This is a genomic window from Bifidobacterium pseudolongum subsp. pseudolongum DSM 20099, from assembly GCF_000771225.1.
Taxonomy (GTDB): domain Bacteria; phylum Actinomycetota; class Actinomycetes; order Actinomycetales; family Bifidobacteriaceae; genus Bifidobacterium; species Bifidobacterium pseudolongum.
In genome coordinates this window covers 82,231-108,910 of sequence record NZ_JDTZ01000010.1, presented here as the reverse complement: position 1 = coordinate 108,910, position 26,680 = coordinate 82,231, and the positions used below count along the sequence as shown (strand labels likewise).

The window sequence follows — 26,680 nt, the reverse complement described above, 5'->3', positions numbered from 1 at the left end:
AATTGGGAGCATACGGATTTGCGCATGCCTGTCAGATAGCAGTTCTTGTTCCCCTCCATGTGCAAGGAGAGTCTGAGCAACGCGGCAGAAAGAGTGCCAGTTCGCGGTTGTGCGCGTTTTGCAAGCACACAACCGCGAACTAAGCCCCGTATCTACAACTTATGCACCCGCACTCCCCCGACGCGTCCCCACGGTCTTATCGGTCATGGTGTGCCGACATTCCCCGTTCAGTATCAGAACACGCAGCACACGGAGACCGCGCCGGTGTGGTATTTCTCGAAACAGTGCCACGCACCGCGCGCGGCATGCAAGTTCACATAGGCGCATAGAAGGAACCAGAGAGAAAAGCTCATGGAGACTACCCGTAACGAACTCAACAAGAATCTCGCCCAGATGCTCAAGGGCGGCGTCATCATGGATGTCACCACGCCCGAGCAGGCGCGCATCGCGGAAGACGCGGGCGCTTGCGCCGTCATGGCGCTCGAGCGCATTCCCGCAGACATCCGCGCGGCCGGCGGCGTGAGCCGCATGAGCGACCCCGCCATGATCCGCGGCATCCAGGAAGCCGTCTCCATCCCGGTCATGGCGAAGGTGCGCATCGGCCACATTGCCGAAGCGCGCATCCTGCAGGCGATCGAGATCGATTACATCGACGAGTCCGAGGTGCTCTCCCCCGCCGATGACGTCTACCACATCGACAAAACCCAGTTCGACGTGCCGTTCGTCTGCGGTGCGAAGAACCTGGGCGAAGCGCTGCGCCGCATCGAAGAGGGCGCGTCGATGATCCGCACGAAAGGCGAGCCCGGCACTGGCGACGTGATCCAGGCCGTGCGTCACATGCGCACGATGAACCGCCAGATCCGCGAACTCGTCTCCCTGCGCGACGACGAGGTGTACGAGGCAGCGAAGCAGCTCGCCGTGCCGTATGATCTCGCGAAGTATGTGCACGACAAAGGCCGTCTGCCGGTCGTCAACTTCGCCGCCGGCGGCGTCGCCACGCCCGCCGACGCGGCGCTCATGATGGAACTCGGTGCCGAAGGCGTGTTCGTCGGCTCGGGCATCTTCAAGTCCGGCGATCCGGCTAAGCGCGCCGCCGCAATCGTGCAGGCGACCGCCAACTGGCAGGACGCCGACCTGCTCGCCCGTCTGTCCGCCGACCTCGGCGAGGCGATGGTGGGCATCAATGAGGAAGAGATTGACATCATCATGGCCCAGCGCGGCGAGTGACCCATGGTTGTTGACGTTGCATATATCTCGAAAGAGCATTCCGACGACCTGAGGCACGCCCCCGGCTCAGTCACCGGCATCCTCGCCGTGCAGGGCGCATTCGCCGAACACGCCGCGATGCTCGACCAGCTCGGCGCCCCATGGCGCCTGTTGCGCGCGGCCGAGGATTTCGACGAGTCGATCGGCCGCGTGATTCTGCCCGGTGGGGAAAGCACGACGCAAGGAAAACTGCTGCGCTCCACCGGCCTATTCGAGCCGATTGCCGCGCACATCGCCGCCGGCAAACCGGTCTTCGGCACGTGCGCGGGCATGATCCTGCTCGCCCGCAGACTTGAGAACGACGACAATGTGTATTTCGGCGCGCTTGACGCCACCGTGCGCCGCAATGCGTACGGCCGTCAGCTCGGGTCGTTCGCCGCGGAAGAAACCGTACGCACGTTCGATACGCAGGGAGAGCCGAGCGGTGAGATCGCCGATTTCCCGCTCGTGTTCATCCGCGGCCCGTTTGTGGCCGAGGTCGGTCTAAACGCGCGTGTGATGGCCTCGACCCGCGGCAACGCTGTCGCCCTGCAACAGGGCAATATCATCGCCACGGCGTTCCATCCAGAAATCACCGACGACCCGCGCATCCACGAGTATTTCCTCAGTCTGTAGACAGCGCACGCAGGCATAAAGGGTGGGGGTTGTACGCAGCTGCGTACAACCCCCACCCTTTATGCTACATGACTACATATGCAGCACCTCGTCGGCGATTTTCATTGTGGAGGCACGATGCGAGACAAGCACGACGGCGGCATCGCGCTCCGATACAAGCTCATTGATCGACTGCAGGATATACGCCTCGTTGAGCGCGTCCAGGCGGCTCGTCGGCTCATCGAACAGATACAGGTCCGCATGCCGCAGGAACATGCGCGCCAAACCGATGCGCTGGCGCTCGCCTTCCGAAAGACGGCCGCCGAGCTCGCCGACCGGCGTCTCGATGCCCTGCGGCAGGCTCTCGACAAGCGGCAGGATCGACGCCTTGCGTAGGGCCTCACGCAGCTCGTCGTCGCCCGCCTGCGCGTCGGCGATGCGCAGGTTGCTCGCAATGGTGCCGTCGAACAGGTAGGTCTCCTGGCTCATCATCGTCTGCAGGCGGCGGCGTGCGCGTGCGTCCACGCCCGGCAGCGCGTCCCCGGATATCGTCACCGCGCCCTGCTGCGGGTCCCAGTACCGCATGAGCAGCTTGAGCAGCGTCGATTTGCCGCGGCCCGACGGCCCCTGCAGACCGAGGATTCCCGAAACGGGCACGTCGAGCGTCATATTGCGCAGCACGGGCGTGCGCGCGCCGTACGCGAATGTGACCTGCTCCATGCGCATGCCGTTGTATTCCGGTTCGAGCGCGCCGAGTTCCTCGACCGCGGGCTCTTCGTCCATCAGCGCGAAGAGGCGCCGCGCCGACGCGAATGTCTGCGTCAGGCTCGCCGGCAGTGCGCTCAGCGCGAGCGTGGGGCCGAATGAACTGACGACGAGCACCATCGCCGTCACATTGCGCGCGGCCATCGCCATATCGTCGCGGCTCGCGAGCACGGCGAGCAACGCCGCGCACACCGTGACCAGCACGATGATCACATGGTCGAATCCACCGAACACGCCGTTGCGCTCACTCAGCTCCACCCGCTGGCCCCACAGCGCGCGCGACCGCCGGTCGATGCGTGCAAGACGCGCACGGCCCTGTCCAAATCGGATGATCTGCTCAAGGCCGCGCATGTCATCGAGCACGTCGTCGTCAAGGCTTGCACTCTGCTTGCGGATGCGCGCGCCAACCCCGTGCAACGCCCGCGCGAACCACGCCGGCACAGCCACGCCGATCAGCAGATGCGCCACCACGAGCAGCACCGCGAACCAGGGGCTCAGGAACAGCAGGGCGAGGGCGTACACGACTGTAGTGGCCAGCGCGATCACGGTCGGCGAGATGGTGTGCGCGAAGAAGATCTCGAGCAGTTCCACGTCTGTGGTGACCATGGAGATGAGGTCTCCCTTGCCTTTGCCGGTCAGTTTAGCGGGGGCGAGCCGGCGCAATGCGGCGAACATCTGCCCGCGGAACAACGCGAGCAAACGGAACGCCAGATTGTGGTTCATGTACTGTTCGCAATACCGCATGGCACCGCGGATCAGCGCGCACACCACCATGAACGCGACGGCCCAGCCCACGGACAGACCCCAGACGGGCCGCTCAGCCGCCGCGCACAGCGCCATGACACCGAACACCGGCAGGAAGGTCGCGGCAAGATGCCCGAGTGTGCCGAAGCAGCACGCCAGCACCATGAGCGGCCGCAGATCGCCCACCTGCCCCAGCAGCCGGCGCACGAGCTGGAAGGTCGTCATCGGCGTGCACTGTGTGTGCGCACTCTCTGGTTGTTTCACATTGTGTTCCACAGTGTTTGATGCAGGTGCCGCCGCATACGCAATGCCGCAGTTGCGCGCACGCTGCCCCACCTGCTCCACCGACGCCTGCGCGCGGAACATCGTGGCGTATTGGCCGCCTTGGGCCATGAGTTCGGCGTGCGTGCCGGTTTCCGCGCACGCGCCATGGTCGAACACGGCGATGGCATCGGCGTCCACGGCGTCGGCGAGCCGGTGCGTCACGAGGATGACGGTTTTGTGCTCGGCCAGCTCGTGCACGGTGCGCATGATGAGCCGTTCGCTTTCGGCATCCACACTGCTCGTGGCCTCGTCGAAGATCATGATAGGCGCGTCATGCAACAACGCGCGCGCCACGGCGACGCGCTGGCGCTGGCCGCCGGAAAGATTCGCCGCATCCTGTTCGATGCGCATGTCGAGTCCTTGCGGATGGGCATCCACCATATCGAGCACATGGGCGCGTGCGAGCGCATCGCGCAATTCGCTCTCCAAGGCGCCGGGGCACGCCATCAGCAGATTCTCGCGCAACGTGCCGGCGAAGAGGTGGCTGCGCGCGCCGACAATCGAGACGGCGCCGGTCAGCGCGCGTTCGCTCAACTCGCGCAGTTCTACATTCTCGATGCGCAGCGCGCCGGAATACCCCTCAAGTTCGCCTGCGATGAGCGCGGCAAGCGTGGATTTGCCCGACCCGGATTCACCGACGACCGCGGTGAGCGAACGCGCGGGCATCGACAGCGTGACGTCGCGCAACGCCGGCGTGTCGGATCCGGCATAGGTGAATCCCAGGCCGCGCGCCGTCACATCGAGCACACTCTGCGGCAGCTGACGGTCGCCATATGCACGGTCCGGCTCATCCAGCAGCGCGAAGATGCGTTTGGTGGAGGTCATGCCGTTCATCGCCACATGGAAATACGAGCCAAGCTGGCGCAGTGGCAGGAAGAAGTCTACAGAGACAAGGATCACGAACAGTACACCCGCCATGCCGAGCACAGGGCCGTTGAACACGTGCAGGAACGGCATCGACGAGGCGAATGCGGTATGCCCCTCGTGTACGAACTGCCAGAGCGCGGTGCCGATGCCGGCCGCGGCACCGCCGTACGCCACCATGTCCATCGCGGTGAGCGAACGCAGTTGGATCTGCAGCACGCGCATCGTCATCACGCGGAAGTCCTCGGCGTTCCTGTCCATCTGTTCAGCGGCGCGTGCGTCGGCGTCAAAGGTCTTCAGCGTTTCGAGCCCCTGCAGGTTGTCGAGGAACACCGACCCCATGTCGGTGTACTTGCCCCAGTACTTTTTGAACGTCTTCGCCGTGGTCATAGCGATGGCGCCCACGATCACGATGATGAGCGGCGCACAGACGAGCAGCACCACAGCGGTGGGCATGTTGAGCGGGGCGATCGCCGCAAACAGTGTGAGCGGCGCGAGAATCGCAAAACCGAGCTGCGGCAGGAACAACTCGAAGAAACTCTGGATCTGGTCCACGCCTTCGCCGGTGAGCTGTACCACGTCGGCGGTGCGCTGCGCATACGACGGGCCGAGGCGCAGCATCTTGCGGTAGAGCTCCGAACGCAGCCCGAGCTTCACACGTTCGGCGGCTTCGGTGCCGAGTCTGGTGGCGAAGTGGTGCGCGAGGAACCGCACCGTGGCAATGGCGAGCGTCGCAATGGCGATCAACATGAACCCGGAAGGCCCGGAGATGCCGATGGACTGCAGCGCGCTGTGTACGCTCGTCTGCGGGAAGAGTGATGCGACGAGCACGGTCACAGTGCCGGCGAGCGCGATGTCCGCCACAAGCCCAATCCACAGGCAGATGATCTTGCCCGCCACGAGCCCGCGTACACCGGGCACGAGCGAGAACAGCCGTTTGTCTACCATTGCGCCTCTTTCCATCCCTACAGTCCACATACTGGACCTGTCAATGAGCATGAATCCAGCGGCCAATCTAGCAGGAATCCGGCGCGGGCAACAGACCCCTGTGGGGAAAACCACAGCATTGGACACAAAGGGGACATCTTGTTGTATGGAACTACAAAGCGCGCTTCGAGTGTCTTGTTTCTTTGTACAACGCGGTGCACGGCGCACACGGTTACGATGGCGTAGGCTACGCACCCGTATACATCGACAGGACACCCGCTCATGCTCACTGAATTCACCACGCCCGGCCCCGCACTCACCGTGGACGATGACGCCACCATCTACTCGCTGCTCACCACACGTCTGGAAACCAGCGCAGAGAACGCGCCGCTCGCACAGAACAAGGAGGCCGACGGGTCGTGGAGCACGATGACCGCCGTGGAGTTCAACGACCACGTGCGCGCGATCGCCAAAGGCCTCATCCAGTTCGGCATCGGCAAGGGAGACGCCGTCAGCATCTTCTCGGCGACGCGCATCGAATGGGGGCTGCTCGACTTCGCGCTGGCGGCCATCGGCGCGGTGTCCGTGCCGATCTACGACACCGATTCCGCGGCACAGGCCCAGCGCATCCTCAATGATTCGGCGGTCAAACTGGCGATCGCCGACAATCAGGAGCGCTTCGACCGTCTTGATTCCGTGCTCGACGCGTGCCCGGCGCTCGAGCGCATCCTCATGCTCGACGCGCACGCCGTCAACGCGCTCGAAGGGCTCGGCGTCATGGTCTCGGACGAAGAGCTCGACGAGCGGATTGGCTCCGTACACGCCGATGACCTGGCGACGATCGTCTACACATCCGGCTCGACCGGCACACCGAAGGGCGCCGAACTCACCCACCGCAACTTCACGAGCATCACGCGCGCGGCCCAGAACTGTGTGCCGGAAGTGATCACCGGCGAAGCGCGCCTGCTGCTGTTCCTGCCGCTCGCCCACTGCTTCGCGCGCATGATCCAGTACTTCACGATCGGCTCCGCAGAAGGCGTGGTGGGCTATCTGCCCAATACGAAGACACTGCCGCGCGACATGCAGGTGTTCCAGCCGACGTTCCTGCTCGGTGTGCCCCGCGTGTTCGAGAAAGTGTACAACGCGGCCTCCCGCAAAGCCGGCACCGGATGGAAGGGCCGCATGTTCGCCAAGGCGGCACAGGCGGCGATCGAATGGTCGACGATGCAGCAGGCGGGAGAACGCCCGAGCGCGAAGCAGCGCGCCGAACACGCCATGTATGAGACGAGCGTGTACCGCACGATCCGCAGCGCGTTCGGTCCGAAGATCAAGTACCTCGCTTCGGGTGGCGCGCCGATCACGCTCGACCTGCTGCATTTCTTCAACGGCATTGGATTGACGATGATCCAGGGCTACGGCTTGACGGAAACGGCGGCACCGTTCACGTTCACGCGCGTGGCCGACAACAAGATCGGCACGGTGGGGCAGCCAGTTCCGGGTGCATCAGTGCGCATCGCGCCAAGCGGCGAGCTCGAGGTGCGCGGGCAGAACGTGTTCGTGGGCTACCATCACCTGCCCGAGAAAACCGCCGAGGTGTTCACCGCAGACGGCTGGCTGCGCACCGGCGATCTGGCGTCGATCGACGACGAAGGGCATATCACGCTCACCGGTCGCGCCAAGGACATCATCATCACGGCAGGTGGCAAGAACGTGGCGCCGATCCCGATGGAACAGGAAATCGCGAAATGCCCGATTGTGGAGCATGCGGTTGTCGTCGGCGACAACCGGCCATTTGTGGCGGCCGTGGTGACGCTCGATCCCGAAGGGCTGGCGCAGTGGTTGCCGACGCAGAAACTCGCCGCGGACCTCAGCCTCGAAGAGGCCGCCGCGCTGCCTGAAGTGCACGCCGAGATCCAGCGGTACGTGGACCGCGCCAACGCCGACGTCTCCCGCGCGGAATCAGTGCGCAAATTCATCGTGCTACCCGTACAGTTCACACAAGACAACAAGTGCCTCACGCCTTCGATGAAGGTTGTGCGGCCGAAGGCGAATGAGGTGTTCGCTAGGGAGATCGATAAGGAGATCTACGGGCGGTGAACCGCTGATTGGGCGAGTGAAGTCAAAGGGCTCACTCGCCCTTATGCTCAGCGGCCAATGCGCGCAGGCGCCGCGCGAAACTTGGCCAGTCGGTGCGCATCGCGGTGAGCAGCTTGCGGTCGGGCACCTCATCGATCGGCACCCATACAATCTCCATGCTCTCGTCGTCGTTCGCCTTGGGGTGCACCTTGTGAACCGGCTTCTCGAACGCGAACACCGTGGTATAGCTCCACGGGCCATGATCCTCGCAATATGAGCCGACCACTTCGATGTCTTCGGGCGTGATGTTCGCTTCCTCAAACGATTCACGTAGCGCGCCCTCGATAGTGTTCTCACCATCGGCGATGGCACCGCCGGGAATCCCCCATGTGCCACCCTCCGCGCTCCACGCCGCGCGGTGTTGCATCACGATGTGTGTTACCTCGCCGGTCTGTGCATCCCTGCGTGCGAGCAATACACCAGCAGCACCGTTGGTGCCCCAGTGCTTGCGGCCGCACGCACACTCAACCCAGCCATCGCCGGGCTGGCGCACATTCTCTTTCGGGGGCAGCTTGCCACCGTTGTCCGGCGCAGCCTCTTCAAAACGCTCATCACGCGTCACATTCCACAGGTCAGTCCACTCGACGCCCAACTGTTCGGTCAACTGGCGGGCAAGCGGCAGGCTTAGGCCGATGATGCCGCTGGGGTCGCCTTCAATGCCCTCGATGAATGCGCCACCGAAACCATCGAGCGTGAATGATCCGGCCACTTCAAGGGGTTCGCCGGTGGCGATGTACCGCTCGATCATCGCGTCCGAGAACTCGCTGAAGTGCAACGTCGCTTTGCTTGCGCCCTTCGCCACACGGCCGGTCGCGAAATCAATCAGGCAATGGCCGGTCCACAGCTCTCCGGCCGCACCGCTCATCCGGCGCAGGCGTTCGCGCGCGACTTCTGGCGTATGCGGTTTGCCATACGCTTTGCCATCGAGCAAAAACATCGAATCGCAACCCAAAATGAGCGGTCCCACCCCGGCAGCGGTCAGCCCGCGCCCTTCAGCGGCGAGCGCCTGCTGCAGTGGTTCCTCGGTGCGCGGAATCCGCACACGGGAAAAATCGCGGGTCTGCGTTTCGGCACGAGCATTGTCGGCGAGCGCCGCGGCCGGATCGTCCGCAGCCACGGCGTCAAGCGGACGGCCGGTCACGCGCTCCCCCGTCGCTTCGCGCGCGGTCTTGGCGACCGCAAGATAGGCCTCGTATACGGCGAGCGCCTTGGCCTCGGCAAGCAGCATCACCTTAGTATCGATCGGCAGCTCGTCCACAGAGATGCCCTGTTTGTCGGCCGCTCTGGCGAGCACGGCGTCTTCGTCCACATGCGACACGCGAATGGTGGGGCAGATGCCGGCATGGAACAGGATGTCGCGGCGCGGCTTGGATTTCGAAGCGAGAATCAGCGGTATGGTCATGGTTTACAGACTACTGTGATGGGCATATGTACGCACATGGGCCGACAGACGGTTCCAAAAGATTATTTTGACACCAACAGTTTTCACCTGTCTTCTGCTGTCAGCTCGTCTTTTCATATCCACTTTGTTCGCTAATGTTGACTCAGTCATCAATGACGACCACTGCCCCATCTTGCGAAAGGACCCACATGAAAGTGCTGTTCGTGTGCACCGGCAACATCTGTCGTTCACCGATGGGCGAGCTCATGTTCCCACTGTTCTTTCATGATGATTCAGTCACTGCGGACAGTGCCGGCGTCCTGGGACTCGTCAACAGCCCGATCGATCCATCGAGCGAACGTCTTATGAATCAGGACGGCATCGACGCCTCTGTCTTTCGTTCAAAACGTATAACGCCGCAGATTGCGATGAGCAGCGATCTCATCCTGTGCTTCACAGAGCATCAACGCAAAAAGATCGTTGAGCTTGCGCCACGCAGTCGCAGTCGCACATTCTTGCTGACCGATTTTGCCGATTTGTGCACGTATTGCCGCGACAACAACATGATTCACGGAGACACCCTTGAAGCCCGTCTCGACTCGGTGCTGACGAACGCCTCCTTGGTACGCCCTATGCTGCCGAAGGCGCGCGAGATTGATGATCCATACCAGCGGGACTTCCCTGCGTTCGAAACCGCCCATGAACAGATCGGCGAGGCCTTCGCAAGTATCGCCAGCGCACTTGAACCCGCACGAGGCGCACACGCGCACTGAAAGAGTCCTATATGCGAACGTTCGCACCAATGAGCGGTTGTGATACCTTTCCCAGACGTATAAACATACATAGTCCGCTGCTCGCCGGCATGGGCAAACAGCCTTTTACGTCTTAAGCATCCACTACCGTTACATACATGGCATATTCGTCTGAGAGCAGCGGAGGGGGCATCACCATTGGCATTGCGATGCATAAGCCATACCCTATTCCCCAGGGCGACATCTATCTTCCGATTCATGTCGGCGCCGCACTGCACCCAGATGTTCTGACTGCCGAGCAAGGTGACAACACAGGTGACAACATTTCCACACTGAACCCTTATTTCTGCGAACTCACCGCCCTGTACTGGCTATGGAAGAACAACACCAGCGACTATAAGGGGCTGGTGCATTACCGCCGCTACTTCGCCATCCCCAGCTTCCTCAAACGGCATGCCGGGAATCGGTATGACCGCATCATCCAGGGACCTGAGCTGGAGCAGATCCTTGCCTCCAACCCAGTTGTGCTGCCCAAGAAGCGCCATTATTTCATTGAGACGATCTATTCGCATTACGCACATACGATGTACTCCGACCACCTCGATATCGCACAGTCGGTGTTGCAGGACATGGCCCCAGAATACCTCGATGAGTGGCGTGAGCTCATGGGCAGGCGCAGCGCCCACATCTTCAACATGATGATCATGGACCGTGAGCACTTTGACGCTTACTGTGCATGGGTGTTCCCGATCCTCTTCGAAATCACGACGAGGCTCTCCCCCGAGCAGTACGATTCATTCCATGCCCGTTATCCGGGACGCATCAGCGAAAACCTGCTCAACGTATGGATCATGCACAACCACATTCAGTTCAAGGAACTGCCCACGACCTTTACCGAACCCGTCAACTGGTGGAAGAAAGGCACAAGCTTCCTCAAAGCGAAGTTCTTCAAGAAACGCTATACCGGCAGTTTCTGACGCCGATGTTTGATGCCTATGCACAACATACACAGTTTGCCTGATGGGGCCAGCAAATTCAGCACATCCATCAATTTGGCAGTACCCATACTGCTGGCACACTTCCCGGCATCTGCGATAAGGCAACTGTTCAATCGCAAAGCAATGACAAGGATTTGATATGACTGTTTTTTTCATCTGCGAACAATCCATCAGCACCCATGACGCCGGCGAAAAAGCACGAGACGATCTTACGACAGTCCTGCAATCAATGAACGCCAAGCCCCTCACCATCCATCGGTGTCGGGAAAAAGGCAAAATCGATCGGTTGTTGTCCATTCCGATGGTCCGTCATGATTGGTCTTCCGTCGCCGCCCATGTGCAGAAAGGCGACACACTTGTCATACAGTATCCACCACAAATGTATCCGAAAGTGTCACTCGCCGCGCTGCCATCACTCCGGGCAATGAAGAACAATGGCGCCAAGTTATGTTTTTTCATACATGACATCGATTGTCTTCGCGGGAACTCCGCAGAGGGCCCCGATGCGCAATGGCTGGCGAATGCCGATGTCATCATCGCACATAACCAAGTCATGATAGATCGCCTCCGTACACTCAATCTCTCATGCCCTATGGTTGATTTGCAGATATTCGACTATTTGGCCGATGACAACATTCCAAATGATTCCATCAACCGTGTTCCCGGAATCGCCATAGCAGGTAATCTCAATCGCAATAAATCTGGTTATATCTATCATCTCGCCCACGACTTCCCATCTGCGAACTTCCAACTGTTTGGACCTAATTTCGATGGGGATGCCATAGAGCGGCAATGGTATCATGGCTCAGTGAGCCCGGAAGAGCTGCCAAAAGCAATGAACGCCCAGTTCGGGCTGGTTTGGGATGGAGACAGCCTACAAACGTGCACAGGTCGTTTTGGGGAATACCTTCGTTTCAACAATCCACATAAACTCTCCCTGTATCTAGCTTCAGGCATGCCAGTATTCATCTGGGACCAAGCAGCCGAAGCGCAATTCGTGGAGCGCAACCATCTCGGTTTTGCGATATCCTCAATCGCTGACGCTGTATATATGGCCGAGAACATTGATGCCGATATTTACAAGACATATCAAAAAAACGTGAGTGCTATGCAAAAACGACTACATCGGGGATTCTACACAACACATGCACTACAGCAAGCATTCGCAACACTGCGACCATAATAGAATATATCGCGACCATCTAATACTGATCCGCATCAATGGCAAAGGAACGAGGCGAGCATGGCATCACGAACCCCCTGGGCATGCAAGCGCAAACCGGCTTTCACAAGAGTACTCAGACGAGCATTCGCCTTCGGCACCATTCCATCTCCGCGTTGACTGCGATACGAGTATCGATAGATTGACATGAACTTACCACACCAGAACACATCTCGAGAGAGCACCGTCGGCGGCTTCCGCACCATGCAAGCCGTGCAAACAAAAGGACGCGGCGCATTCAACACACTCTGCAACTACCTTATTCTTTTCTTCGTTTTTTTGTACCAATATGTATCTAAAGGCGACTATTCTGATTCGTTAGCTGATTTAGTCGCAGTTATAGCAATAATCCTTGCGTTGATTCAAATAACCGCAATGTTAATTGGCGGGACTTTTTATATCAACAATACATATCAAAATACGTCTCATTATTATCTATTCCTGCTGATTCTTTTTATATTCTCATTTTTCTATTTCTTCTGTCAACGCAGATTTGATTTAGTGGTAGGTCTTCTGGTTTGCGTGGCTTTGCACAATTGGGACATCGATTCCTTTTTCAAGGCAACGGGCATCCTATCCAGCATCATGTATGGATCGCATCTATTGCTGTACCGGCTAGGCTATATTCAAGAACATGCGAGGATTATGGATCGGGCCACTGACAACGGAACGATATACCGGTACGCGATTGGATTCGATCATCCAAACTTTACCGCACCATTTATCCTGCTTATCCTCGCTTCCGCCATTGGTTGCCGCCGAACTTCTCAACGCCTCATCTTCGGGGCGATTGGATTCCTGTACTCCATCATCAGTTACGAATATACCAACTCGCGGACAGCGCTGGCAGCGACCCTGTTTGCCATTGTCATACTACTATTCAGCTTCTTCATCAAGAGCCCGCATCTGTACGTTTTATTCCCAGTCACCACAATCGCCTCAGTCGGGCTCATGCTCTATCTTGCATTCGCATACCACGATGACCCAACGGTGAACTTCCGCTGGTCACAGCGCCCCTCAATCATTTACAATTTATTCCAAGACTATGGACTATCGCTATACGGAAACGAAGAACTTAATACGATAAATCGTGAAACCGGAGGTTCAATAGATAATTATTGGTTTAATCTATTATTCTCATATGGTATTATAATTACAATCGTAGTATTTGTTCTTCTATACATTCTGTGCAAAACATCATGTCGTCACAATTCACCCAACATGGTTTGGGTTGTAGTGATGTATATGGTATATGGCATGTCAGAGCATCATGTATTTGACTACGGGTTTAGCATACTATCGATTCTCATTTTCATGCCGATAGTATATCCACTCTTCTTCGCTCAAACCGGAGACAATCGCAAGATAGCCAAACGCATGCCCCGAAGCAGACGCCAAAACCGGCAAAGACGTCAGCAATCTCCAAGCTGGCGATGACGAAGACCACATATCACGCGCATCATTGTGTAGCTCTTCATCCGCAGTGCGATGATTGAAAGACGCTTCGACCACGTGAACGCATGCAGCGAAATGTTGCGCAGCGCCTTTGAGTACATCGGATCTTCCAGCAATTGACGGAATTGATGCCGCCTCTCAGTTTCATTGGCAGGGTTCATCGGATTGAACACATAATGCAACATCAGAAGAAGTAAATAGAAAGCGACATACTCATCAAACAATGTACTCAACGAGTGATCATGCGCATCACGAATGACACATGAGAAATAATCTAGATATGTACTTATTTTTTTAGAATAATCTGGTTTATATGCTGTGACCAGTGATTGTGCATTTCTGTCATACCGATAGCAAATCGCGTCAACAAATCCGACACTTCGACTGTAGCGTACGGCATCAAACATGAACATCGTATCCTCGATGAACAGGGTTTCATCAAAGCACACCCGTTCATCGTTCAGAAAAGCCCGAAGGAATATTTTCCCCCATGCCGTCCCCGTTCCAAGATCGACCCGCAATGTGCTATACAGGTAATCCCTGGTATCTTTCCCCGCATACACACGGTCCTGCGCAGCAAGATGACAACGCTCGGTCCCATTATGCATGACTTTTTCATAGGCGCCTTGCACAATCTGATTCCCATGCAGATTCCCGAAACGCACCAGCTTTTCCATGCCGTCGGCAACAAGTTCATCATCGGCATCCAAGAACGTGGTCCACTTTCCTACCGCATTACGGATTCCGGCATTACGTGCAGCGGCAAGGCCAGCATGGTCAATGACTTCGGACCGGACATGGTTGTGCGCATAGCTCCGAACTACATCGTGGAGTTCCGATGCGGGCTCTCCATCAAATATGACGACGGTCTCATGCGAAATCCGTATATTCACCGTACTATCCAATGCCCTACGTAGCACCTCTTCCGGAGTATGCCAGACAGGTATCACGATGCTCAGCTCAATGGTATTCATGCTGCTGTTTTCCTTCTCTCCGTATTCCTCAATCCACATCAAGCTCGACGCCTCCTGTACCGACGCCATATGTCCTTTCCTATGGGGACGAGCTGCGCCGCCTGTAGACCACATATCGCGATGCATGTCGCAGCCAGAATAAACGGCAGCGCCGGGATGTCCATCGTTCGCAACACCGCTTGCACAAGTAGGATGATCTCCGTGCAAAGCACATTAAGCCAGTCGATGGAAAAAGCCATGATCTTACGCGAATCCTTGACGCGCAGAATCAATACCACCAAATTTCCTAGCAGCATTGCAATGGTCGTTCCAGGCAATCCCATCCACTTGATCAGCAATGGGGTGGCGATCATCGTGACCAATGCACCTGCCGCTGTCGTAATGAACAAAAACATGGTCTTCATGTTTGAGGTATACAGCGACGCGAAAAACGAGCTCAGAATATTATACAACACTGCAATAATCATTATTGGGACCAGTGTCCAAGCGGCGTAAAATTCTTTTTGCAACATAAACGAAGCAATCCACGGAACCACAAGAATGAGAGCCGAAGCCAATACAACACCCATTGCATGGAAAATCTTAAATACCACGCTGAAGAACTTGTCGACTCCTTCTTTTTTGAACTCCTGAAATGCGGAAAGTGTCCATGCAGAAAGGAACACTTGGCTCAGCAGATTGATGATGTTCGGGATTTTGCTTGCTGCCGCAAACAGTCCGGATAGCCCAATACCGAGCATGCCGATAATGAAATACCGGTTGACATTGCTGTTGATCCACCAAGAGAGGGCATTCGGAACTAAAGGGATTGAATACGACAACATTCGACGGATATATACACGATTCAGATCTTGACGCTCAAATCGAATGTACCGGTATTCCCTTCCACCAATGACGAATACCAGTATGCCCAACGAGGCGCCGGCGATCACCGCATAGAAATATCCATGTACCCCGAGATTGGCCGGGCCGATGAAGACCCATGCCAACAATCCCGAAGTGAGCGAAGACGCCGCCGATGAAATAGGAATGAGCTTGATTTGATTGAGTCCTCGCGCCACGTAGCCAAAGAAGCCTTGAAAAGCGCTCGCCACATAAGTCAAAAAGAACAGCCAACGATAATCATCAAGACCGCCGAAAATATTGAGGGAAAGCGTCGGCAACAGCGCCCCCACAATAACGCAGCTCATCACGGTCACCCCAAAGCCGATGGTGACATATTCCCGCTGATGCTTGCTGTCATCAATGGCATAGCGGAGCACCGCTTCCGAAATCTGCAACGTCGCCAATGGCAACAGCAGGTTCACTGTTGTCGAAGCCACATCGGTTATGCCGAATTCCGATGAGGTCATGTAGAACGTATACAGCGGAACCAACAGAAATGTAATCAGTTTCGTTGCTACGGTATTGCATGCGAAGAGCAGTATATTGACAAGCAGATTCTTGTACTTTCCTACTGCCATCCCTGCACCCTTCCGGTATGATCCATCATTCTCATTTCATGTGCCGCCGCATCCGCATCCTCACACACCACGTCGCGACAACGCTTCCGCCAATCTCAACAGACCAGCATACGATGCTTCTACAACCTCCTCAACGGATTCCCTCGTACCATATTCATTGCGGAATACGGCAAGTTTTTCACGGTAAGGGATTGGGTTGATTTCACATCCGTATACGAGCCCGAGAATGCATGCATGCATTCGAGCCGACACGATGTAGTCAGTGTGCCGCAGAGCCTGAACAAAGTCAGCTAGATCCACACCGGTCCGCGCATAGGCTTCAATACCGTAGCGCGCGCTCAATGCCTCAGCCACATGTTCCGGATACGCCTTGTCACCCATGATGGTCGACGTGACCGTCACAGGAAGGCCGGACTTCCGTACGAGGAATTGTTTCGCCAAATATCCAATATATTCATCCTCGTCACGCAAATTGAGATCACGGAAACGCCTCGTGTCATATGCGACCGGTACGCACATAGATTGAACGCGTTTGCTTGCGCTATCTTGGGTGGGATGCACTTTGGCATAGGAAAAAACCACATCCGGCGCATAGTCAACGCGCAAACCACATATTTGACGTAGTTGAGTTTCCGTCGCATGATCACGGACAGACACATATTCGCACGTGCGCAACGCATCGCCGTAACGCCGAGAACTTATCCCCCCAATCAAATCCCCACTGACACCAGTGACGAATACGGGAATCCCCGTTTCCTCCAATGCATGCACCCATGACACGAATGCAGAATTGAAGCCCCAATGGCTTGCCAGCAGTTCTCCGCCGCCGATCACTGCCGCATCGATACGCCCAACACTTCCAAGTATGTTGGTGATGCGTTTCCTGTTCTCATGATCCATCAACCGCGGTATACGCATGGCTATTCGTGGGACGATGTTCTTGGGGTCAACCGACCAGCTCCACCGATCCTCCACCCGTTCCTCATAGGGGGCTTGTGCAACTTCGAACCCTTGGCCGCGCAAGAAGTTCACCAAGACGGACTCAATGGCCTGATCGCCGATATTATCCGTCTGGCCTTGGTTGATCACCAGTATTCTGCTCATCGTACCGACTCCTTACCTAAGGCCGCTCATGGCAGCAACACCGAAGCTAACGTCGGAGTTCCATCCTTAGCAATCTTTGGATATTCGCCCTTCCATGTCAACTTATAGACAAAGGTGGAACCCTCTTCGATACGCCGCAACACTGTGGAATCAAACGGCAAACCCTGCATAAGGTAATCACTCAGCTGTTCACAGCATGCATTGTTAGCCGGTACACTCGCGTATTCCTGCATGCCGCCGATTAAGTCTTCACGCGCTATCTTCGCAAGATAGGAAAAAAGGAAATAATCAATAAGTGTATCGTAGTGCTCCCAATAATATAGGAAACATTCATATATAAATGAGTACGTTACCGATTCTCGCTGCGAGCCAAGGAAATATGCCTGCCATTCCGTGCAATCGCATGCGACTGCATCCCGAATGGCATTTGGCTTTATCCCTTTGACATTATAAATCGGTAGCGTAAACACCTCTTCTGGGATATCATGCACGACAAGCATGGATACGTCAATCCACAATCCGCCCTGCTGTGCCAGCAAACCTGCCCGCAAGACGTCCGCGAACTGTTGTTGCGGCATCTCTCCATTTTCGTATCGTTCGATAAAATGCTGCGGAAGGTCACAGTATTTCTTATAATTCTTAAGTGTGACCAATCGGATTTCATGGCCGTTGGCATGCTGCCCAATGCGTTCAATCATCCCCTTGACGAATGACGGCGCTTGATCGATTCCCTGAAGCCAACATAACCAAATCACGCCTACATCTTTATGGTTGGCGTTCACCGGTGGCCGATTTCGATATTGCTGTATTTGCTTTACAAAAAAACGTCGCGCCCATTTCATGATATATCGCTCTTTGAGGCTCAGTATATGACGAGAAAATGGTTTATGAAGACGTAATGAAATAGGCCGATCGACAACAGCACATAGCTCAAGCACCGCATAATACGGAGAGAACACGCGCGCATGCCGGAGAAAACGCGCCATCAACTCGTTACCGCGCCCCATCACCACTCACCCGCTCTTCCAATGCCGTATAGACTTCTTTGGACTGAGGAAGCATGAACTTGCGCGCGAACAATATATGAGGCTGCCGCAATGCACCCCAGTCCTCCATCCCAATCGCCCTTGGGGACGAGTCATGCTTTGAGAACCACTGCCATTCCATGAATCGCAGATTCCCGACTTTAGAAATCGTATTCTTAAGCGGCGAATCCCGTAGCTCAGCGAGCACGAACACCTCATCGCAGCAGTATGTCCAACGGTATCGTTTGAGGATACTTTCCTTTCGACTTACCAAAACCGCCACAGCTTCATCGGTCAGACTCACCCAATTGATATGTTTCTGCAGTTGTTCCTTGTCTGAAAAGCGACGAACTCCAAACATTTTTTGGACATAACATGAGGCGAAATCAATGTACTTCCATAGATTTCTTTTTTTCCCGACTACGGTATTCTGCAAAAGATGATACTGATCAAAGCGCATGCGGAAACGAGGAGGCTCTTCCTCGATGGAAATATAATTCTCACCGTTATGGCTTTCCAGAAATCTATTTATATAATCATTACTTTTTACCGGATAATCTACTCCAGATAATAGATGATAATAATCATATTGCCCGGGATGCCTGTATGCCGCTTCAAAAAGTCGCATCTCGACTTCAATTTGGCTGCTTCCACCCCAGACGACTTTCTGGGACGGCAGTATCGTCAGCGTACTTTTCTCGACGACATGGTTGATATCCTCATCTTGAAGTGGGAATCGGCTATCAATGTGCAAGAAAATATCATTGCGTCTATCATCAAGGGCACGAAGCAACCTACGCAGTTCCTGGGGACGATCGTGAGCCATGATCAGATATGCCTGCTTCACCGCACATCTCCTTCCACGTCGCTGGATGCCTCATACCCTGATTTCATGGCATCACACGCCGACAGCAATCGCAGGAGCTCACGACACTTGTCACGTTGCCGCTCATCTAGATGCCGGCTCCCCTTATAGATCCATGTATCTTCGGCCCACAACTGTTTGCGGACAGCCTCCTCATTCAAAGCGACCTGTTGATCAACCATGATCATAAGCTGTTCACATTTTGTGTTGTTGCTGGGTACTCGCTTGTAAGATTGCGAAACAGCGGGTATATCTCTTGCGATAGATGCAAGATAATACGAAGCGAAGTAATTGACTAGAGTTTCATATCTCCGCATGTAATCTTCGAGCAAATCAAGCATAGCTTTACAGAACAATGCATGCGGCTGTGCAGCCATGAAGTACGCTTGCCATTGTCTTCCATCCGGGATAAGGGCATCATAAGGGAATGGCTCCAAGTTCTTCACCGACCACATCGGATATTCCAAGATATCTTCACCGGCGAGGCGAAGCTGATACACAGTGGCATCCACCCAGATGCCCCCATAACGCTCCAATAACGCGAATTTGATATAGTCAGTCAGCAACGCGGCATTCACTGTGCCAGCTTCATATCTATGCAATATGAACTCTGGGATATCAACATATTGTCGCACTGTTGCCAGATCAACGATCTCGAGAGGTCTATTCGGATTGTGCTTACGTACAGAATCAATGTACATGCGGCAATCCTCAGGCATCTCATCAGCGCCCTGCAACCATACCGTCCAAATCACCGCTTCATCCGGATTCCGGAATGGACGAGCGGTCTCGGACATGTCCTGCCAGCGACGCAGAACCGGAGTGAATTCCCGGAGGAACCAAGATCTGAGCCGCGCGGTCTGTTTCTCATTGATATGACGCACAAACGGATGGCCCAATCCAAGCATCTTCCTTCCGACGCGTGCGATACCATCCGAGAAAAGATAGGCACCTCCCACACGGGCGTTGATGATGATACGGCGCAAACTGTTGTTCATATGTTCTCCTCCTCCCACATCATCTATCGCGTACACCGGCCAGGATGCTCATCATCGCCAGTGGCGCGTACAGGCCTTTCTTAGCCCATGTGCTCCAGGTACCCGAATGGAAGAAGAACCGTCTGCCCAATTTCCTAACCTCACGAGTTCGGATATGCCTGTCCGGAAGCGCCAATCCATTCCGGATTGCCAATAATAAGTACCGATCGATACATGAATACATGATGCCGCAGATATTCCGTCGAACACTTTTCGGAGCGCCATGCAACGCCGTGAGCAACTCGGCGTATACGCATGCTTTTGTATACAGCAAGCGCTCCGGATCCCACGTGTGTACGTTGCTGTTCGGATTGTCACGATGCACAAGAAAAGCGGGGGTGTGCTGGGTGCGTATGCGGTTGGTTCGATTGAATGCGAGCATACGGAACGCCGTTTCCACATCCTGTTCACGATACTCGGGGAAGCGTATATCGGCACGCTTGAGATACTCGGTGCGGTAAAGTGACGACCAGAATTCAAGTTCCGGCAGACCATCTTTGATTGGAGATTCCGGCTGCACGACCCGTGCATCGGCGCCTTCCATATCGGTCATGGTCTTCGGCAGATAGAAGATGTCGACCCCCTCTGCCCCAGGGGCCGCGATCAGCGTCCTGATGTCTGCGATTGCGGTATCGGTGAAATAATCATCGGCATCAAGAAACGCAATCCATTCTCCATGCGCTTCATGGATACCGGTATTGCGCGCTGCCCCCGCGCCACGGTTCGGGGTATGGATGATGCGGATCCGCGGATGCACGGCGGAGATTTCGTCGAGGTATGCACCGCTTCCATCCGTCGAACCATCATCCACGATGATCCATTCGGCGTCGGCGTCCATCTGCGGCACGATTGCATCCACGGCACGGTCGATGACCTTTCCCGCGTTATATGCGGGCGTGATGATGGAAATCAAAGGCATATGCGTACTCTTCACTGTATTTGACATGTATCCGTATGTGCGTAGGGATGGCTAGCGATTCTCCGCCGCTTGCCGTTGGGAGCGCCTATGCGCAATCGCAACCCATGCAGCACGTATTCGCTCATACCCCCTCCCCTTATGCCTATCTATCGTCAATGCAAATAGCAACTGCCGAACCATATCAAGTAGAAGACACGCGAAAAACACACCCACGATGGTAAGCGCACCCATGAGAATAGGCATTGATGATGTATACATCTTTGGCACACCAAGATAGTGGGTCCAAGCTTGATAAATGGCCGGTTGAAAATGAATCAGGTAGACACCGAATGCGGACGCCGCCATCACATTGATGATGCGATTATGGAATTCCCTACGCTCCACAAGCAGGAACAGACCGAAACCAATCATCATCATAGGCAGTTTCCAGTGATCGAATATGAAAGACTGCATCTTCGCCATTTTCCCTGTCATCATGAACAGTGTATTCGTTACGGCCCAATACAGCAGTACGACGGCGAAACCCACACCGATCAGCTGCCAGCACCTTCGTGTAGTAAATGGTTCCATATACCAGCGATAGTATGCAATCAGCACAAACCAATAGATAAATACAAAAACACTTGATTCCGTCAAATCAAAGGCAAATTTGGGAATGAGCGAGAGTACACCCCACAATACCAAGCATGCGATGGCAAGCTTTTTGTGGGCGTTTTCGCCAAGCGCGCGCACTCCCTGAATCAGGAAAGGCATGAAGAGAAGGAACAGCGCATAACTTGTCGGATACCACCACATATTGAGGCTGATAGGGAAAATGGATTTCGCAGTAATCGAGAGCATACTCCCGGTGTACAACCCTTGTTTATGCAAGAAATAGGTCACCACGAGCAATGTCAGACTCCAGAACAACAGTTCGCGTTCGAGCAGCCATATTCGTTTCAGCGAATCGTTCAACGTCTCGCACCGATCAAGCAAAAACCATACCGAAATGGTGAAGAATATGAAGTTTCCAATCCATCCACCACTCATATATATCATCTGATACACAAATTTATTGAATGATATAGGTTGAGAAGCAATCCATAATCCTTGGTTCCCGCCGCGGACATAATGGAAACCGACGATCATCAGCATGGAAACCAATCGCAGCAATTCGATGCTTGAATTCCGTTGTCTCTTCGGCGCCACCCCCGTATGTTTCCCTGAAACCACACGCCCTCCTTTGATATCTGTTGGAATATTCGCCAACTCGTTCCATGAATCTCTACGAATATAGGATTACACGGAGTATCTGACCCATTCGTCTCAATCGGTGCCAGTGCAAGTTGTTGCAGCTGTATTACGCGAATACAGCATATGGGGCATCAAATATCCGCCCTATATGCTGTATTTACGAGTCAGGCTGCACATCTTCCCCACAATGCAGGGAAGACCATCAAGCCGGTCTTCCCTGTATTGCGTGGTGTTGGTTGGGTTTAGTTGAGGTGGTTGTGCATGCGGTACAGGAACGCGGCGGTCTGCTCACGGTTGACCGGCTTGTCCGGCGAGAACCCGCCAGCACCATCACCAGCCGTGATACCCACCGACGCGGCCCACAACACACCATTGGCCGCCCAATGCCCCTCGCCCACATCCTTGAACCTACGGTAATCCGCAGCCGACGGACGATACGAGGACGCATCCACGTCACCATGACCCGCAGCGAACCGCTGCAGGAACGCAGCCATCTCCGCACGCGAGCACACACGGTCCGGCGAGAACCCACCGGCGCCATCACCCGACGTGATACCCACCGACGCGGCCCACAGGATCGCCTGCGCCGCCCAATGCGACGCATCCACATCCTTGAACCTACGGTAATCCGCAGCCGACGGACGATACGACGCCGTCGCCGCATTGCCCTCCGACACCGACAAGCGATACAGGAACGCCGCCATCTCCGCACGCGTCAACTCACCCGACGGATAGAACATCCCGTTATTGCCCGAAGCCACACCAGCGGACGCGGCCCACTCAATACCCTCAAAGAACGGATGAGACACCGGCACATCCTTAAACGACGCATCAGACTTCACAACCGTCAACACGATCGAAGCCGACTTGCCGCCTGCGGTAACCGTGATGGCCGTCGTTCCGGGATTCTTCGCCGTGACGACGCCGGAACCAGACACCGTCGCAACAGACGTATCGGAAGAGCTCCAAGCCAACGTACCAACTGTTGCGTTCGCAGGAGAGACCTGCGCCTTGAGCTGGAGGGTCTCATTACTTTGGATAGACGCTTCATTGTTGGAGATGCCGTTGCCGGTGATCGCCACGGACTGAACCGCGACACCATCCGGCTGGACCGTCACGATGATCGACGCGGACTTGCCACCAGCGGTCGCCGTGATACCGGCATTGCCCGCAGCCACACCACGCACATTGCCATCCGCATCCACCGTCGCCACAGCCGAATTCGTCGACTTCCACGACACCGCACGATCCGTCGCATCCGCCGGCAACACCGTCGCCGACAACGCCAGACCAGCACCGACCTTGATCGACGCACGGTTACCCGACACACCAGTACCAGAAATCGACACCGACGACACCGGGACAATAACCGGCTCATCCTTGATCACCGTCACCGACACCGAAGCGGACTTGCCGCCCGCGGTCGCCGTGACCGTGGCCATGCCGGCCTGGACAGCCGTGACCTTGCCCGAAGCATCCACCGTCGCCACCGACGTGTCCGAAGACTTCCACGACACCGCACGATCCGTCGCATTCGCAGGGGCAACAGTCGCCGAAAGCTGCTTCGAAGCACTCTCCTTGAGCTCAAAATCACCACCGGCAATCGACACCGACGACACCGGAACAACCGTCACACACGGCGCGACAGAACCGACCGTACCGTTCTCGACGATGACATTCGCGCCGCTCGCGGTGTAGTTCTTCTTGCCGTTGTTGTCCCAATTGCCTGCACCATTGTTGAACACAAACTCAACCTGGCCGCCTTCGGTGCCTTCGATCGTGTACTTGACATAGCCATCGCAAGCCGCTTCCATCTTCACACCCGGAGCAGTCGTCCAGGTGCCGGTGCCGATGCGGTAATGCAGATAGGTCGAGTTCGCGCCGAAGTTGCTCGCCGGGTAGTAGATGGTCGTGTCATGGACAACCGGCGCTTCACCGGTCACATTCACGGTCACGGAGTCCGACTTACCGCCAACGGCGGCGGTGATTGTCGCGGTTCCCTTCGCAAGGCCCTGCACAACACCGTTCTTGACAACGGCGACCTTCTCGTTCGAAGAGGTCCACTTGACCGGCTTGTTCGCCGCCGAGGCTGGGGCCACAGTGGCGGTGAGCTGGGTCGTCGCGCCATTGGCGAGGTCAAGGTTGACCGTACCGCTCGGGCTGATCTTCACGGAGTCGACGGTCACGGCGAGGCAGGACGCTTCTTCCCACTTGCCGTTCGTGATGTTGCCATCCCAGACATAGGAGCCGTCGATCAGCAGACCCGCGGCATCCACGTGGTCGCCCGGATTTTCGGTCGCCGTATCACCGGGGAACTTGTTGCCGGGGATTTCACCTGCGCCGCCGTTGTTGAAGATGACACGGATCGGGTCGTCTCCGGCCTTGTCGATGATCTCTTCCGGAATCTCGTAGACCTGATCGGCGGTGCCGTCGCATGCCCCGGATTCGGCCGTCATCAGTTCGCCCGGCCACGCCGCGTTCTGGATGACGGAGCCAGCAGGAGCGTTGTTGTCGACGTACACGTATGCATAGATCTTGTTCCATGCCGCCGGCTTCTTCGCATAGGCCGTGTAGCTGACAGTGGCGTTCGGGTCCTTCTTGGTGAAGGTCTCGGAAGCGGTGATCTGCTTGCCGTCGGCATCAGTACCCGTAAGAGTCACGATGATCTGCGTGTTGACGGCGCTCTTCGCGCCGATGGTGATCTTCTGGCCATCGGTGAACGAACCGGAATCGCCTTCGGAGGTGCTGTAACGCGCGTTGTTGACGTTGCGTGCGGTCAGTGTCACCTGCGTGGTGTCGGTCTTGAAGGACTTCGCACCGGTCACGGCGAGCGAGGCGCGCGGCGAGTTCGACGCGTTGTAGAACACGTGCACCTTGCCGCTCTTGACCTCACCGGAGGTGATCTTCTTGTTGTTGACGACGAGCTTGCCGCCATAGACCTGATCGACGTATTCGCCGTTGTCGAGCGTCGTGTCCATGCCGACGAGGCTCTTGTCGCCGTCCATGTTGACGACGGTCATGCCATCGTTGTTCGGGTTGCCGTCGGTCTTGTAACGCTCGATCATCAGGCAGTTGTTGTTGCCCTGGCAGTTGCGCAGATATTCGGCGTTGCCTTCCATCGCGTTACGGAACTTGTTGACGTTCACGACTTCGGGATGCTTCCACTCGTCGTCACCAGCGTCACCGAGTGATGAAACCTCAGCGAAGCGTGGATTCGACCCGCCCGACCCCTGCGGACGGTTGAAGAACAGCGGGGCTCCGCCCTTGCGGGAACCGACGATACCCCAGCCCATGCGAATCTGCCATGCGGACAGCTGCGATGAATACTCATTCGTATTCGCATAGGTATCGTGCGATTCGACCCAGGTCACGAGCTGGTTATCACGCACGCCGGTGCCTTGCAGACTGCCGAGACGCCCGGAGCTGATGTTCTTGTCCTGCATCGCGGCACGGATCTCATTGCCGTAATGCGATGCAGTGTTACCGCCGCCATTCGTCGAGTACTTGTCGAACAACGCCGGGTAGGCCGGGGCATTGAGCCCTTGGTCGCCCTGGAGCACCTCGCCGTACTGGTACTGCGCGCCATTCGGCAGAATCGTGTCATAATACGGCGAATACCTGTCGAACTCGTTCGGGAGCTCGATGTGCTTCGCGGCGTCATAGCGAAAACCATCGATGCCATCGGCTACCGCGCGAGTCAGGTAGTCCTTCATGCGGTTGGCGACTTCCTGGTTCTCGGTGTTGAGATCCCACAGGCTCAGCAGATGGCAGTGTGTGACCTGCCAGCGGTTGCTGTAGTTGATGGCAGTGCCGTTGTCACCGCAACCGCCCTCCTGCCGCGTGTGGAAGAAGCTCGAATTCTTCCAGTCACCTTGAATGGCGTTCCAATCGGCGGTGAAGTGGTTGATGACGGCGTCGGCGATGACACGGATGCCATGCTTGTGCGCCTCCGCGGTCATCTCCTTGATTTCCTGTTCGGTGCCGATGACCTTGTTGCCGATGCCTGTGCCGGAGGGCTGGTACACGTAATACCAGTTCTCGGTGAATTGCATACCCTCCACAGGACCCTTGATCGTGCTGATCGGGACCGTCTGGATTGAAGTGTAGCCGGCGTCTGCGATTTCATCCATATGCGCCTTGATCGTATTCGCCGACCACATCCACGCATGCAAAATCGCACCGTAATCCATTTCCTTCGACAGGCCATTGGATTCACGGGCCGCTTCGAACTGCGCATTGCCGAGTGTACGGTCATAGCTCGTCGTCGGCCCATTCGCGGCAAATGCCGCAGGGGCCGTAACCGCGCCGAGCGCCATGCCGCCGGCGAGCGTTGCAAGCGCAGAAATGCTCGCGACCGCCTTGGCCATGAACCTGCGCCCTCCCGAATGCTTGCTCTTCCCGAGATTCTTCTCGGTCTCAGACAGAGGTGTCATGCCACTGTCTCCTTTTCTTCTCTAGAAATAAGGGACTGTTCTTTCCTTATCGCCAACCGTCCACATAGCCGGCCGGCAATGCACATGCTCGCCCGCCATGAACAATATGCATGTTCCGTAAGCGACCAAACACTTCAGTTGACACAATCATTGTGCAACCATTCGCATATTGCTCATTATAGACATATCAACCACTAAT

At 56.0% G+C, this 26,680-nt stretch carries 18 protein-coding genes; 7 read left to right on the top strand and 11 right to left on the bottom strand.

The annotated features are described in order from the left end of the window. Positions 1 to 351: 351 nt before the first annotated feature. Complete coding sequence (gene pdxS / locus OU02_RS06920; RefSeq protein ID WP_033489528.1) at positions 352 to 1,227, top strand: pyridoxal 5'-phosphate synthase lyase subunit PdxS; 876 nt, start codon at positions 352 to 354, stop codon at positions 1,225 to 1,227. A 3-nt stretch (positions 1,228 to 1,230) separates the two neighbouring features. Next, positions 1,231 to 1,881: a pyridoxal 5'-phosphate synthase glutaminase subunit PdxT gene (gene pdxT, locus OU02_RS06915; RefSeq protein ID WP_033489527.1), complete on the top strand. Its 651-nt coding sequence runs from the start codon at positions 1,231 to 1,233 to the stop codon at positions 1,879 to 1,881. 72 nt (positions 1,882 to 1,953) lie between these two features. Here pdxT and OU02_RS06910 read toward each other — a convergent pair whose 3' ends face one another. Then, complete coding sequence (locus OU02_RS06910) at positions 1,954 to 5,505, bottom strand: thiol reductant ABC exporter subunit CydD/CydC (RefSeq protein ID WP_033489526.1); 3,552 nt, start codon at positions 5,503 to 5,505, stop codon at positions 1,954 to 1,956. Between the two features lie 261 nt (positions 5,506 to 5,766). Between OU02_RS06910 and OU02_RS06905 the strand changes: the two genes are divergently transcribed. Beyond that, positions 5,767 to 7,581 (top strand): AMP-dependent synthetase/ligase, encoded by a 1,815-nt coding sequence (locus OU02_RS06905; RefSeq protein WP_033489525.1) that lies wholly within the window; start codon positions 5,767 to 5,769, stop codon positions 7,579 to 7,581. A gap of 31 nt (positions 7,582 to 7,612) precedes the next feature. Here OU02_RS06905 and OU02_RS06900 read toward each other — a convergent pair whose 3' ends face one another. Continuing rightward, a complete protein-coding gene (locus OU02_RS06900) occupies positions 7,613 to 9,022 on the bottom strand; it encodes a Maf family protein (RefSeq protein ID WP_033489524.1) in 1,410 nt (469 codons plus the stop codon). A 188-nt stretch (positions 9,023 to 9,210) separates the two neighbouring features. On the opposite strand from OU02_RS06900, the gene OU02_RS06895 reads away from it, so the two are divergent. The 4 genes from OU02_RS06895 (at position 9,211) to OU02_RS06880 (ending at position 13,410) form a co-directional block, all read left to right on the top strand. Further along, positions 9,211 to 9,774 carry an arsenate reductase/protein-tyrosine-phosphatase family protein gene (locus OU02_RS06895; protein ID WP_033489523.1) on the top strand — a complete coding sequence of 188 codons (564 nt, stop codon included), beginning with the start codon at positions 9,211 to 9,213 and terminating at the stop codon, positions 9,772 to 9,774. A 137-nt stretch (positions 9,775 to 9,911) separates the two neighbouring features. Next, a complete protein-coding gene (locus OU02_RS06890; RefSeq protein WP_033489522.1) occupies positions 9,912 to 10,730 on the top strand; it encodes a DUF4422 domain-containing protein in 819 nt (272 codons plus the stop codon). Between the two features lie 160 nt (positions 10,731 to 10,890). Beyond that, positions 10,891 to 11,934, top strand: a complete 1,044-nt coding sequence (locus OU02_RS08400; protein WP_051918313.1) for a glycosyltransferase — start codon at positions 10,891 to 10,893, stop codon at positions 11,932 to 11,934. 186 nt (positions 11,935 to 12,120) lie between these two features. Beyond that, a complete protein-coding gene (locus OU02_RS06880) occupies positions 12,121 to 13,410 on the top strand; it encodes an O-antigen ligase family protein (protein ID WP_033489521.1) in 1,290 nt (429 codons plus the stop codon). Here OU02_RS06880 and OU02_RS06875 read toward each other — a convergent pair. The 9 genes from OU02_RS06875 to OU02_RS08385 all read right to left on the bottom strand — a co-directional run bounded on the left by OU02_RS06875 (position 13,386) and on the right by OU02_RS08385 (position 26,481). Continuing rightward, positions 13,386 to 14,402 (bottom strand): glycosyltransferase family 2 protein, encoded by a 1,017-nt coding sequence (locus OU02_RS06875; RefSeq protein WP_160248857.1) that lies wholly within the window; start codon positions 14,400 to 14,402, stop codon positions 13,386 to 13,388. The genes OU02_RS06880 and OU02_RS06875 overlap by 25 nt on opposite strands. Positions 14,403 to 14,440: 38 nt before the next feature. Next, a complete protein-coding gene (locus OU02_RS06870) occupies positions 14,441 to 15,865 on the bottom strand; it encodes a lipopolysaccharide biosynthesis protein (protein ID WP_033489519.1) in 1,425 nt (474 codons plus the stop codon). Positions 15,866 to 15,925: 60 nt separating this feature from the next. Continuing rightward, positions 15,926 to 16,969, bottom strand: a complete 1,044-nt coding sequence (locus OU02_RS06865; RefSeq protein WP_033489518.1) for a polysaccharide pyruvyl transferase family protein — start codon at positions 16,967 to 16,969, stop codon at positions 15,926 to 15,928. A gap of 26 nt (positions 16,970 to 16,995) precedes the next feature. Continuing rightward, a complete protein-coding gene (locus OU02_RS06860; protein WP_033489516.1) occupies positions 16,996 to 17,976 on the bottom strand; it encodes a capsular polysaccharide synthesis protein in 981 nt (326 codons plus the stop codon). After that, on the bottom strand, positions 17,963 to 18,841 hold the full coding sequence (locus OU02_RS06855) for a beta-1,6-N-acetylglucosaminyltransferase (protein ID WP_033489515.1): 879 nt from the start codon (positions 18,839 to 18,841) through the stop codon (positions 17,963 to 17,965). The genes OU02_RS06860 and OU02_RS06855 overlap by 14 nt, the downstream gene beginning before the upstream one ends. Continuing rightward, positions 18,838 to 19,857 carry a capsular polysaccharide synthesis protein gene (locus tag OU02_RS06850; RefSeq protein ID WP_033489514.1) on the bottom strand — a complete coding sequence of 340 codons (1,020 nt, stop codon included), beginning with the start codon at positions 19,855 to 19,857 and terminating at the stop codon, positions 18,838 to 18,840. Before OU02_RS06850 ends, OU02_RS06855 begins: the two co-directional genes overlap by 4 nt. A gap of 19 nt (positions 19,858 to 19,876) precedes the next feature. Beyond that, on the bottom strand, positions 19,877 to 20,815 hold the full coding sequence (locus OU02_RS08395; RefSeq protein WP_051918314.1) for a glycosyltransferase family 2 protein: 939 nt from the start codon (positions 20,813 to 20,815) through the stop codon (positions 19,877 to 19,879). A 51-nt stretch (positions 20,816 to 20,866) separates the two neighbouring features. Further along, positions 20,867 to 22,063 carry an acyltransferase family protein gene (locus OU02_RS08390; RefSeq protein WP_152593164.1) on the bottom strand — a complete coding sequence of 399 codons (1,197 nt, stop codon included), beginning with the start codon at positions 22,061 to 22,063 and terminating at the stop codon, positions 20,867 to 20,869. Positions 22,064 to 22,290: 227 nt separating this feature from the next. Then, positions 22,291 to 26,481, bottom strand: a complete 4,191-nt coding sequence (locus tag OU02_RS08385) for an Ig-like domain-containing protein (protein ID WP_051918316.1) — start codon at positions 26,479 to 26,481, stop codon at positions 22,291 to 22,293. Positions 26,482 to 26,680: the final 199 nt, after the last annotated feature.